The sequence below is a fragment of the Bradyrhizobium sp. BRP56 genome, from assembly GCF_020194035.1.
Lineage (GTDB): Bacteria > Pseudomonadota > Alphaproteobacteria > Rhizobiales > Xanthobacteraceae > Bradyrhizobium > Bradyrhizobium australafricanum.
Genome location: NZ_JADYVV010000077.1, coordinates 32,000 through 45,118, shown reverse-complemented (window position 1 = coordinate 45,118; position 13,119 = coordinate 32,000). Strand labels below are relative to the sequence as shown.

The 13,119-nt window shown below is 57.3% G+C and carries 6 protein-coding genes and 1 pseudogene; 5 read left to right on the top strand and 2 right to left on the bottom strand.

The window, feature by feature from the left end:
* Nucleotides 1–127: 127 nt before the first annotated feature.
* The 3 genes and pseudogenes from I6F38_RS36650 to I6F38_RS36640 form a co-directional block, all read left to right on the top strand.
* Nucleotides 128–910, top strand: a pseudogene (locus tag I6F38_RS36650) (M20/M25/M40 family metallo-hydrolase); the annotation flags it as partial.
* Between the two features lie 1,387 nt (nucleotides 911–2,297).
* The gene (locus I6F38_RS36645; RefSeq protein WP_225163827.1) at nucleotides 2,298–3,833 is read left to right on the top strand and encodes a long-chain fatty acid--CoA ligase; all 1,536 of its coding nucleotides are present in this window, start codon (nucleotides 2,298–2,300) and stop codon (nucleotides 3,831–3,833) included.
* Between the two features lie 184 nt (nucleotides 3,834–4,017).
* The gene (locus I6F38_RS36640) at nucleotides 4,018–5,319 is read left to right on the top strand and encodes a peptide ligase PGM1-related protein (protein ID WP_225163826.1); all 1,302 of its coding nucleotides are present in this window, start codon (nucleotides 4,018–4,020) and stop codon (nucleotides 5,317–5,319) included.
* Between the two features lie 237 nt (nucleotides 5,320–5,556).
* Here I6F38_RS36640 and I6F38_RS36635 read toward each other — a convergent pair whose 3' ends face one another.
* On the bottom strand, nucleotides 5,557–6,234 hold the full coding sequence (locus I6F38_RS36635) for a 2OG-Fe(II) oxygenase (RefSeq protein WP_016842020.1): 678 nt from the start codon (nucleotides 6,232–6,234) through the stop codon (nucleotides 5,557–5,559).
* A gap of 23 nt (nucleotides 6,235–6,257) precedes the next feature.
* Entirely contained in the window at nucleotides 6,258–7,385 is a 1,128-nt protein-coding gene (locus tag I6F38_RS36630; protein WP_225163825.1) for a GFA family protein, read from the bottom strand.
* Between the two features lie 1,138 nt (nucleotides 7,386–8,523).
* Here I6F38_RS36630 and I6F38_RS36625 point away from each other — a divergent pair.
* Complete coding sequence (locus I6F38_RS36625; protein ID WP_225163824.1) at nucleotides 8,524–9,876, top strand: MFS transporter; 1,353 nt, start codon at nucleotides 8,524–8,526, stop codon at nucleotides 9,874–9,876.
* 1,758 nt (nucleotides 9,877–11,634) lie between these two features.
* Nucleotides 11,635–12,951 carry a DUF3422 domain-containing protein gene (locus tag I6F38_RS36620; RefSeq protein ID WP_225163823.1) on the top strand — a complete coding sequence of 439 codons (1,317 nt, stop codon included), beginning with the start codon at nucleotides 11,635–11,637 and terminating at the stop codon, nucleotides 12,949–12,951.
* The last annotated feature ends 168 nt before the right edge of the window (nucleotides 12,952–13,119 follow it).

Below are 13,119 nucleotides of genomic sequence, written 5' to 3'. Positions count from 1 at the left end.
AGGGAATCCACGAAAACCAAATCGCAAGGTTCTGACGCCCAAAGCATCAAAACCTTGCAATCTGGAAATGCCCCTTAGCCCAAATCGAGATTCCCGATCAGTGGCTTAGTCCTTCTTCACGGACGACTATCTCGCGTATCACGCGTTCCGGCAGGTTTGCGCCGATGATGTCCGCCCTCCGCTCGGCGTCACCCAGCTTTACGTATCGGACGAAGAAATCGGTAGCCCGACCTCGCGGGCATTGATCGAGGCCGAGGGCCGCAAGGCCAAGTATGTGCTGGTGACCGAACCCGCGCGCGAGGGCGGCAAGATCGTCACCGGACGCAAAGGCGTTGCGCGCTTTGAGGTCTTCGTCAAGGGCACGCCGGCCCACGCCGGTGCGCGCCCCGAAGATGGCTGCAGCGCGATCCGGGAACTTGGCAATGTGATCCAGACACTGGAGGCGATGAACGATCTTAAGCGTGGCGTCACCGTCAATGTCGGCGTCGTCCGTGGCGGCACCAAGTCCAACGTGATCGCCGAGGAAGCCTATGCGGAAGTCGATATGCGGGTGCCGACCATGGCTGACGCCGACGAGTTGGTTCCGAAGATTCTCGGCGTCACCTCACGTACCCATGGTGTCACCGTGAAGGTTATCGGCGGATTGAACCGGCCACCGTACGAAAAGCGCAACGCCGGCGCCGCACTTTACGAACACGCCAGAAGCCTTGCTGCCGAGCTCGGCTTCAAGCTGCTCGATGTATTCAGTGGTGGCGGCTCTGACGGCAATTTCACCGCGCCGCATACCGCAACCCTCGACGGTCTCGGCGTAGACGGCAAGGGCGCCCATACGCATTATGAGCAACTCTACATTTCGTCGATCGAGCCGCGCGCCCGGCTCCTCTATCGCCTCTATCAGACGCTGCAATGATCTTCGCTCCAGCGGAGCCCGCGACCGCGACGTGCACCAGATGACGGCACCCTCGCACATTCGCGCGGCTCGCTCGAACGGCGCAAAGGGTCAGCTACCATCAGACCGACTTATCGAACACAATCGTCGGATCTCGCCCTGGGCTTGCCGCGTCAGCGCCCGACAGATGCGCAGTGAAGCATTCAATAAGGCACAGCGGACGTTACATCCACTATGGCTGCGAAGACGACGGATGCCCGATCGCGAAAGCGCGGGCTTTTCGACAACAGCCTCGTCGCTTGCGAACCTCGTCTCAAGCGACTTTCTGACGCAGACCCTGGCGCAGAATTGCGGTCGACACGACACCGCTTGGCAGCGCCTTACCGGCAAACCTGAGAGCTTTGGCATGCTCCGCGGGTTGCCCAAAAGAGCTTGAATCGCACGTAACGTTAAGTTGTACGATCCCTAAATCGCCGCGTGTCTCGTCTGCCGTCGGAATCGTGAAGGATTACGAATGTCTCACCTCGTCAGAACATACGCTGAGTGTTGGTCATGATCCTCATTCCCGCCAGCAAATCGGTCGAGATGCTATGCAGCGAGTCTTGATCGCAGTACCGCGGCTCGCAGGTAGTTGTGAACGCCCCGGCATTCCAGAACCAATACTGTGCGGCTGCCCCAAAGCGAGGCGCCAGCGAGACGGTGATGCCGGAAGGGATCGGCGTACACCTCGATCCCGAGCCCTCGCAGGGCGCCGCCGCTTCCCGCATTTGCAACCGAACGGCAAGACGACCGCACCGAACTCAGCTCGAAGAGCCAGCATTTGGTTCGATTCACACCACTTTCCCGATGCTGGTGGAAGCTTATCCTCGCGCAAGTGTGCGACGGCCCATGCGACTGCGTATCTTTTCAAGAAACTTGAGCTGCAAGTGTCGCTCGGCGTGACTGGCGCGGCATCGGAAGAGATGGCGCGATATCGCGGAGCAGCAAGTTGAAAGAGCCGGACGGCGTCAGGAAGGTCCTGCTGATCGACCACATTGAAGGCCAATGCCGAGCCATTGTCGGCTTCAAAGATGGAGATCCAAGGTCGGCATATATGTGCGGCGAGCCTGTATGTCAAAGACCAGGCAAGAAACAGTCGTCATGGTGCACCTATCACTACGGGCAGATGCACACGACTGCTTCCGAGCAAAACAGAGCAAGTGGATCAAGTGCCTGATACCTCGAACAGTGTCGATCGTTCGCTCCCCATGACAGCCATCAAGAACCGCTCCGTCCTGCTCGGGCCGCGGGATCGTAACCTGGGTAGTGGGTACCCGAAGCACTCAATCGAGGTCTGGCGAAGTAGATCCGAACTCCGGCTGAACTACATCGGAACCAGCGTCTCTTGCGAAGCTCACGGAGGATGAGTTTGGATCTCTGCACATTGATTGAGCGCAACGCTGCGTATGCCCCCGACAAAGCCGCGATCCGTTTCGAGGGACACGCTCTGAGCTACTCGGGCTTCAATCGACGGATCGGGCGTGTCTCTTACGCCCTCAAGCGCCAACTCGGCATCAAGAGGGGTGACCGGATCGCGATCCTCAGCCTCAACCGGCCTGATTATCTGACATTGCTCTATGCCTGCGCGCGGCTCGGCGCAATCCTCGTTCCATTGAATTGGCGCCTTGCGGTCGCCGAGCAACTTTTCATTCTTTCCGACTCCGGAGCAAAAGTGCTCGTGCTTGAACAGGCATTTAACGCCGTCTTGCCGGCTCTGACGCGGCAACTTCCCGATACCTGCCTCGTCGGCCTGGACTTCGCGCCGCCCGGCGGAAGCAAGTTGGACGACGTTCTGGACGAATGCTGTGGTGACGAACCCACTCCAGATGCGGATCTGTCCTGCCCGGTTCTGATCGTCTATACTTCTGGCACGACAGGGCGACCTAAAGGCGCTGTGCTGCGTCAGGACGCGTTGCTGTGGAACGGGGTTATGAGTCAGCACATGCATGACCTAACCTCGACTGATCACGCCCTGACTGTTTTGCCGCTCTTCCACGTCGGCGGCCTCAATATCCAAACGACGCCCGGTTTGCATCATGGCGCGACGGTAACTATCCAAAGCCGCTTTTCGCCAGAGGCAACGTTTGATGCATTCGAGCATGACCGACCCACACTTGCAGCCCTGGTCCCTGCCATGATGCAAGCGCTCACGGACCATCCGCGATGGGCAAGCGCGGATTTATCCGCGCTCAAAGCAATCTGTACCGGATCGACGATGGTACCTCAGCGCCTTGTCGAGCGCTTTGCGAGGCGCGGAGTGCCAGTCTTACAGGTTTATGGTGCGACCGAGACCTCTCCCATCGCGGTCTATACCAAGCTCGGCGCAGATCTCGCACCTGACGGCGCAAGCGGCCTGCCTGGCCTTTGCTGCGAAGCAGCCATCATCGATGATGTGGGCACCAAGTTGCCGCCCGGGACCCCAGGCGAGATCGTAATACGTGGACCCAACGTCTTCTGCGGATATTGGGGCGATCAACAGGCAACGCGTGAGGCCTTTAGTGATGGTTGGTATCGCACTGGTGACATCGGCCGCTGCGATGCCGACGGATATTTTTGGGTCCGTGACCGCAAGAAGAACCTGATTATCTCCGGCGGAGAGAATATCTATCCGGCGGAAGTGGAACGTGTGCTCATGGGCCATCCGGATGTCGCCGAATGCGCCGTCGTCGGTCGACGGGACCCACGCTGGGATGAAGTCCCGATCGCCTATGTGGTCAGGCGACCCGGGTCCCGGATCGCAGCCGAAGCGCTGCTGACGCATGTTCAATCGCAGCTCGCCCGTTTTAAGGTACCGCGCGAAATCATATTTACGCACGAACTGCCAAAAACGGCGTTGGGCAAGGTCCAGCATTTCATGCTGAAGGAGTTCGATACGCAGTCAAGCCCGCAAGGAGACAGCAATTGAGAACCGCGGATTGGTTGGCCGTAGTTCCCGACTACACCACAGGAGATATCGAAGCAGCGCAACACCGCCTTCCGCTCGGTACCTCCATACGATGCGTCGCGGCGAACTCATCGTTGCTGGCATGGCGGTCAATGCTTAATCACGCCAGGCGTCTGGGAGATTGTCGTTGCCTCGGATCTTAATCATGAATGCCGGGACAGCTCAAATGTCCGGTCGCGATCTAACAGCAACTCAACTGTCCCTTTCCGCCAACTCCGCATGCCGGTCTGCCTGGTTTGCACAGGAGGGTGACCTAATAGTCTCTCCGGTAGCAATCCCGGCAGACCTGCTATCCTTCATCGGCGCGACGCTCAATTTCGATGCCTCGAGCCTCTCGACGCTTGTGCCTGACGACGCCCGTGAATCGCTGATTCTCAACGATTGCACCCTGCTATCCAATGCTTTCGTCGAGCGACTCAACAGCCATATTTGCCAGAAATCAACTTGGAGAATATCTGCCTGCTACTCTAGTGAAGGCGTAGCGCGCTTGGCGGAGCTGCTTGGCATCCCGCAGAGCGGGGACGAATTCGCTTTGCAGCGAGGGCCGGATCTCTTGAACCGCAAGAGCCACTTCCGTCAATTGGCGACAAGTGTCGCGCTCCCACTGCCCAGTGGATGCGCGACCACGACCCCAAACGAACTATTCAGGGCGGTCACCTCCTTAAGGTCAGAGACCGGCAACGTGATCGTCAAGTTGGATAATGGAGCGGGCGGAGTCGGCAATGTTATCCTGACCGGCAACGAAAGTGGAGCACTTCCTGGGGCGAGAGATACCCGAACGGTTGCTTGGCCATCGTTTGATCCTCAAGCACTTTGGTCTGAGATGATCACAGCATCCTGCAAGACATTGGTCATTGAATCGTACCACTTGGCTCGCGCTCCGTTCTATCTTGAGTACGAGATAGAGGAGGATGGTTCCATCGTTTTCATCAACAGTGGAAGCATCCGTCTACGTCGCAGCGAAGACCGATCCGAACGAGCGCTTATCTGGACAGGGCTCGAGCTTCCAAGCGACCTGACGAATGAGCAATGGTTGGCTGCACAGGCGCACGCCTACCGATTTGTCGAGCTGGCGCGAACCTTGGGGTATCGCGGAATGATCAACATTGATGGCATTTTCGCGAGCGACGGCCGGCTTTTCTTTAACGAAGCGAACGGCCGGTGGGGCGGAGGGTCAGTGTTGCATAGTATTGCCGTCCGGCTGCTGGGCATCGATTATTCCAGTCGCCACGTCATTTCTTCCGTGAGAAACGTTCCATTATGTTCTCTCCAGGCCGCGCTTGATCGCTTCGTCAGGTATGGATTTCTATTCGATGGCACACGCAAGGAGGGCGTGATCCCGCTTGCAGTCGATCAAGAGGCAGGCACCGTGGAGTGCCTGGTGATCGCGCGCGATAGGTCAACTGCCCGCGATCTGCAGCACCGGTTATTGGCAATGGCCAACTGAAATCACAGACCTCTTAAACTCCTCCATTCATTCGAAGCCCCCCGTATCCGAAACCTGTGCTTGACACCCGCTGCTGGGAACGTCAGGGGAGTGGTTGCCTTTTTCGCTCGAAGTAGACCCACCGTGAACCTAGGATACACCACAAGATTCAAGGCACGCTCTTCCGAATTAGGCAGCGTCTGCCAGAAGCTGGCCCGCGTCCTCAACCCGTTCGAAAGCCGTTTCCGCTAACGGTCCTCACAGGCCGTCAGCAGTGTTTTCGATGATCCGGCGATTCGCGCCGCCGCGTTTTGAACAGAAGTACACCAGCGATCGGCGCTCGCCAGCGTGCACAGGCTTCACCTCATGTCGGATCCTACATGTGGTGACAACCACGGCCCCAAACGGCGGTCGAAATACCTGCTGTTCGTACGCGTTCGGATAGACCACGAACTCACCCCCCTCAAAATCCCTCGCGAGTTGCACAATCACGGAGTACTCGAAGTCAGGGTCGCTCTCAGCGTCTAAGTGGATGCCAACGAACGAACCGGGAGGCAATCGATGCATTTGGCATCGGCGAATCACGTAATCTGACGATGCCCCCAAGATCTTCTTCAGCGCAAAGCTGCGGTCTTTCCTCTCAAGCAATTCGATGATCTGCCCCGGAGCTTTGCCATGCACATTGGTCGGAGGGCGGCCCGGCGGATCTACCCTCACCCGCTTCACGAAGACATTGTGCGAGTCGCCGGCATCTCCCACCCGCACCTCTTCTTCGGGAATCTCCATCTGGAGCTGATCGATCCTCGCCAAATCATCTTGGGTGAACAATGTCTGAGGGGCGATTACGACCGTACCCTTCACCAATAGCTCTATACGGTATTTGGTGAGAGCCTCTTCTGAAAGCAGACGAGATCTATCGTTCATTGCGCGCGCCATGCGACTTCACTCCAAGTTTGATCTTAACGGGTGGCTTCCCAATCCTCGCGCGTCGGGCGGAACGCTTCCTCCCAATGCTCGCCATCGAACTCTTCTATTGTTATGTTTTCGATCGTTCTCTTATCCAAGCACCGAATGTTTACGCTGAAACCCGTGGGGTCCGATCGCGGTCGATAGAATGGCTTTACGCCGCAAATCCGGCAAAACGTGTGACGAGCGATATTCTTGTTAAATTGATATGTATTGAGAAACTCTTCGCCACACTCAATTCTGAGCTTATCGCCGGATACAAGCAGGTGCAGAAACCCGGACATTTGGCAGATGGAGCAGTTGCATCGAACTGCGGAGAGCTCTCGCGGCGCTCGGACGTAGAACTTGACGGCACCACAATGACAACCGCCGTGATGTTCGATCTCCGCAAGGCCATCTTCCTCAATTGAGACAGTTTGCAGCAGATCGCGGCACCACTGTAAGCTGAGCCGATAGGCTCGATCGAATTCATCCAAAAAACGACGATTGCCGTCAGCAGGCACAAGTTCGCGAATGAGCCGGGTTGTCATTTCTCCGTGGTACTTCTCGGCGGGATCCACGCCGCCGACATGAGTGCGGAAGTACTCCAGATCGTCAGACCGCGCATCAAAGGTTTTGACCAGAGTGGTCCACAGTGACTGGATCATTTCCGCAGCATGCAGCTCAAAAGCGACCATGTAGGCGCAGCGCACGACCGGATCTTTCGCTGACAATCCGGCATAGAGGGAATGCAGGTACCGCTTCGTTGTGGCGCTATAATTCGGCTGTATTGTTCTACCGAGTAGTCGCGATGCATCCTTTCTCAGCAGGTTTGAGTGGAAATTTTCAGTCGCCAGAATATCGGGTAGCGCCGTCTTGCCGCCTCGGAGAACCCGGCCATAACCGCCCGTCTCATCCCAACAGATGAAATTTGCGACCACGCTGGTTAGTTCAACATCCCTGGGAAGGTCTCGGTTGCGACGCATCGCATCAAATATGAGATCCTTTTGCGAGCCTGCCTGCAGGTAAGGGAACGCCTGTGACATCGCCAAGTATTCCGGCAGCAAGCTCGCAACTTGGCGTTTAGACATCTCCGCAGCGAACGGATGCAGGCCAAACAGATTTCGCGCTTGCTCAGTCAAGTACTCGCAGACTATCTGCGAAGGTCGATCCAGTTGAACTTGCGACGCTTGAGAAGGCCTCATTTGAATCCTAACCGTGGAGAGAATGATGTTTGAGGAGCACTTTCAAAGGCCACCAACTTGGTCCGACGGGTTTGCGGTCGCGTTCGTCATACAGGCGAACTGCTCCCAACCATCTTTGCGGTCCCAGGCAGGGCCATCAGGGATCAGTCCTGTACATGAGCGCGTCGATAGGAACATGTCGGTAGATTGAAGCCACCACCCTCTCGCGTTGGATTTCCCTCCACGAGCAATCCAATCCCGCGAATGACCAAACGCGCCATCCATCATTTGCTGACTCATGCTGAATATCGGCGTCCGCCAGGCCAAGGAAGCCTCGCCTGACATGCGCAGGCGGCACATCCGGCCAGCTCGACGCTTTCACCTGCGACCTGTCGTGGACGGATCAAGCATCCACGGTTGCTATTCACTGCCTGCTCATCGCATCCCCTGCGGACTTGATTTGGCATTGCCGAGACGAACCACATCCAGCGGGCTCTTCGAGGCCTGCAGCTACAATCTACGTGACATTGCGGCTGCCGGCCGAGAACGATTGTCTCAAGGCAAAGGGACCGCCGCTGCCATTCGCCCGTTCTGCGTGCACTCGTCCAATATCCTGTGTTCCTGCACGCTTGTAGCAATTGCTATGCCAACCTTGCACTACGCGGGTCAATGTCTGAGTACGAACCGGCAACTCAATGGTAGTGTTTTGAATCTGGCGGGAATTTACGCGCAGTTAGAAGCCGAACAGTGAAGGCGCGTTACCGAATCAGCCGATACCATCCGCGGTGGACACAGAGCTAGTGAAACGCCAAAGATTGCGCGCACAGCTACCTCGTAGGTGACCGAGCGGAACCTCATGCCTTGATTTCGTCTCGAGCAGGCGGGACTTCTGGCGATTGATGTCGGGAGCGCTTGCGTCTCCAGGAACGAATTCAAAATTTGTGCACCAATGGAGCGTCGCCGAAAATAAGCCGAAAAGATCAGGCGCCTTCCGGTTGGTCGGTAATCTCTCTAAGAGAAAATCACGGCCTGATTGCAATTGGGCTGGCGTGAGGTTTTCCGCAACCGGCCATTTCAGACGGGAAGGAAACTCGCTGTGTCACAAACGCTCGTTCAGCAAGCGACAGTCAAATCGCGGATCAACGCCATTCTTCGTGCAACCAGCGGCAATTTTCTCGAGCAGTTCGACTTTTTCTTATTTGGCTTTTACGCCAGCGCCATTGGGAAAGCTTTCTTCCCCTCGGACAACGAAACCGCCTCATTGCTCAACACCTTTGGCGTGTTCTGGTTGGGTGCCTTAATGCGTCCCGTGGGGGCGATCGTACTGGGAGCCTATATCGACAGGATCGGCCGTCGCCAAGGCCTGATCATCACGTTATCGATCATGGCGGTCGGCACCGTGATTATCGCCTTCTGTCCCAGTTATGCGACAATCGGCATTGCCGCCCCCATCATTGTTCTAGCAGGACGACTGTTGCAGGGATTCTCCGCCGGCGTCGAGGTTGGCGGCGTTTCGGTCTATTTGGCGGAGATCGCGACCCCAGGCAATCGCGGTTTCTATACCTCTTTTCAATCGTCCAGCCAGCAGGTCGCGATTTTTGTCGCAGCGATCGTGGGCTACCTACTGAATGAATCGATGCCGCTCGAAGCCGTCGCCTCCTGGGGTTGGCGCATTCCGTTTTTTCTCGGTTGCCTTATCATTCCTCTTATCTTTTTCCTTCGTCGGACGCTGGAGGAGACCCCAGAATTTTTGGCGATGAAGAAGCATCCCACGGCGCGCGAGGTCTTTGCCTCGGCGCTCGTCCATTGGCGCACGGTCGTTCTCGGGATGATGATGGCGATCCTGACCACGACGACTTTCTATTTCGTCACCGTCTACGCACCGACGTTCGGCAAGACCGTCTTGAAGCTGTCCACCCAGGATGCGCTCTTGGTGACCCTCCTGGTCGCGGTGACCAACTTCATCTGGAATCCAATTGGCGGTACCGTTTCCGACCGTATCGGCCGCAAGCCAGTCCTGCTGGCCATTGCCGGCCTTGCGTTGATGACCGCCTATCCGGCTTTGAGTTGGTTGGTAAGCGCCCCCAGTTTCGGCAAGCTGCTTGCGGTGGCGATGATGTTCTCGTTCTACTTTGGCACCTACAGCGGGACTATGCTGGGTGCTCTCGTCGAGATCGTGCCTGCGCATGTGCGCACAACCTGCTTCTCCCTGGCCTTCGCTTTCGCGGCGGCCCTGTTTGGTACGTTTACGCCACTCGCCTCTACTTGGCTCATTGAGCGAACTAATGACAAGGCTTCACCCGGATTCTGGCTGATGTTTGCAGCTGCTCTCGGTATCATCGCGGTACTCACCATCTATAGGGGAACCCCCAAGCCATCGAGAGCTGAGAAGCCTTCGCTTCGGAAATCGCCCGAGAGCGCTTTGGGCGTGCAAACAGCATCTCGCTAGCACGTGATCCTAACCACTGACGTGTCATACGGCCTCGATCGATGCGCAGAGCCAGAGTTCGCTCAGCGTATCGACGCGGGGCTAGGAGCCGTATCGCATGTCCGACATTGTCGGAAGCCAGACACGAGCGATGACTGCATATCTGACACTTTAAAAGTAAGCCGTTAGAGTGTCACGTCCTCGGTGATCCGCGTACACGGCAAATCACCATCCAACATTGACACCAGGCCTCGGCGGGCGCTGGATGTCGGCTGTGAACGTTGGAAAGTCCAGGTCTGGAGACCGCCTTGTGGACAGCGGACGGTTCCATCATCGCGGATGTGCAGCAGGTTGGGTAGCAGCAGCAGGCCGTGATGGACGTTGTCGCCGTCCGGAATCCGTGCCCGCGCGACAGTCCGAGCTGTATCGTGGTATAGAACCCCGGCACCGTGTGCTCGGATCGATATCGTCCTCGACGTCGCGCCGTCGTCGGCCCGGACCGATCGGGCGCCCCCTCGAGGGTGTTACTGATGTCGTTGCGGCGCACGCGCGCGCTGGTAACGCGGCAGAATAGCCGGTGAGCATGGGAGCGCTTATGGCGGCGGGATGCCGATTGACGCGAGCCTGACGCGATCGCTTGATGGTCTTCAAGCGGCATCGCCGCTGACGTCATCGAGATGCAGCCTTATGACGCCGTACTATCCGGCGACCTGTGCGGTCCGATGGTGCACCATCTTGCACTATTCAGGCGGGCAGTTTGCGCCGCCGCAGCCTCGTGGTTTGCTCGGACACGATGCGCTCCGGCACATCGGTCAGCGGACTGCAGGTCGACTCACGGATTTTGCCATGTCCAGGAGCGACGTCGGGCCGCTCAGTTCTCGACCGCCTTTGCTGCCGCTGAACAAGGCAATGCGTCTTGTAATCGGACGCATGGAACGCGCGACGTTCACCGCCATCAATTCTCTAGGCTGGAGTTGACCGGCCTGCAGGACCGCCCTGTGTCGGATCCCGCTTCTGCTCCGCCATATGCGATAGTCGTCACCGCAGGGGAATATCTCTGTACCGAAGGCCGCAACCGCTAATCGGCAGTCTTCGATGACGCTGCTCAATCAAGTACGACAGCCATGTCAGCATTCCGAAATCAGCATCTTCTGATGTCGCGGTTGTTACGAAGGACGGGCTCAAAGAGCGCAAGCTACCCGGTCGCAATGAGACCGGGATTCCCTCTGATGGCCATACAGTTCCAAAGTCCCTTGTGAGGATGGCTGTCCGAATGCAAGCGCTTTCCTTGCCGGAGATCCTCCGCTGGCAGTTTCGACAATCACATTACGCGAGAAACACAACCTTTCCGCTACTTCCGTGCTGGCCCATATCCTGCATCGCGTGCAAATGTGAGACAAGAGAGCACCGAAGATGAGAGTTACGTTTGCGCCTTTGCCGTCAATCGACGATACAGCAGCCGGTGTAGAGCCGGCGACGACGATTAGCAACCTCGTGGAGACGAAAGCGTGTAGCTCTTGCGTGCGTTGGCCCCGCCGCTCTTGATTTCGTTCTGGCCTGCGCATCACGCGTTATGTGCGCCAGCACATCGATGTCGAGCGATGTTCGTGCGCGTCCGGTGGCAACCAACACGTTTGGCGCTGGTTTCGCAACTTTGAGCGGCTTCGGATCAACCCGCGCCACCACTCTATCGCGCGAACAGACCCTTAGAGTCGAAACCAATGCCACTCGCGTGCTGACAGATGAATGCGCGCCAATTCTGACACGAGGTGCTTAGACGTGCCCGACAAACTGGATCTTCGAAGTTTCAAGCTACATTCGCAACGCGATGCCGTGCTCAATGAAGTGCATGCGCGCCCGTTTATGCAGCTTATTCCTCCATTTAAGGTGACACACTTCGCATTTCTTTCGCAGGGCGATGCGGCCGCAAGCGATCGCCGCGCCTTCGTCACGTTTTGTCGAGAGCGTGACCTTCCAGCTCCGCAGCTCTCAGCGAAACATCACCAAATCGACATCGGGCCCGTTGTGCTTCGCTGGGAGCAGCATGCCGAATTCGCAACCTTTACCTGGATAGCGAATGGCCCGTTCGCTCGACAGAGCGGCGACTCCCAAAGTGCGGTTCACTCTTTGATGCGCGACTTGCGGCAGGAAGGGCAATTGCTGGTCGCAATCAAGCTGGATGTCGAGCAGCACGCCTCCCCATTGAGGCGCGCCGAACAACTTTTTGACAAGAGCAGCCTCGCCATGGCCCGCATAAAGGGCGGAGCAAGTGTTATGGCCTCGGATTTTCGAGTCGACGAAAACGGTTTCACCAAAATTCTTGTCTGCGACCTCGGGCTGACGCCGCACAATCTTGGTGCACTGGTGCAGCGGCTGCTTGAAGTTGAGACCTATCGTCCGTTGGCGCTGCTTGGTCTGTCGGCCGCTCTTGAGCTTGGTCCATTTGTCGATCGCATTGACAGACGTCTCGGCGAGCTGCTCGAAGAAATGCAAGGCGCGGAGGGATTGAAGCTCAACAACCATCTCCTTGCCGAACTGACCGCGTTGGCCGCCTCTTTCGAGCGAGGCGCGACCGGAAGCCTGTTTCGCTTCGGCGCCAGCAGAGCTTATTACGAGCTAGTTCAATCCCGACTGTCCATCATCGAAGGCAGTGAGATCACGGACTATCCCACATGGTCGTCGTTCCTGGCGCGCCGGATGGCGCCTGCGATGCGAACTTGCGAGACGACAAAGGATCGTGAGGTAACTCTGTCGGTCAAGTTGGCGCGCGCCGCCGATCTGTTGCGAACCCGTGTCGACGTTGAAATCGAACAGCAGAACCGCGACCTATTGCACGCTATCAATGAACGCACCGGACAACAGCTTCGGCTGCAGTGCACGGTGGAGGGATTGTCGGTCGCGGCGATAGGATATTACGTGGTCAGTTTGTTTGGCTACCTTGCCAAGGGAGCGCACGATGTTGGTCTCCATGTAGAACCCTCTTATCTAACCGCGGCGTGCGTGCCGGTCGCAGTCGGGGTGATCTGGCTGGTTAGTTACAATGCACGAAAGCGACACCTCAAGCATCGCGACGGGCCGTCCGTAACGGACAGGTAAGCATCATTTAGCTGATTGACAACAGAGCTTGACGGCAGACATGCCCGACCCACGTGGCAACAGTTTTCACCAAGTCGTCGGCGGCCCAGATAGAGGTGATCGCCGACGGGAGGATTGCGCTTCAGCTCCGCTGATCGGTCGGCGCCAGGCTCTACACGTCTCCGTGCA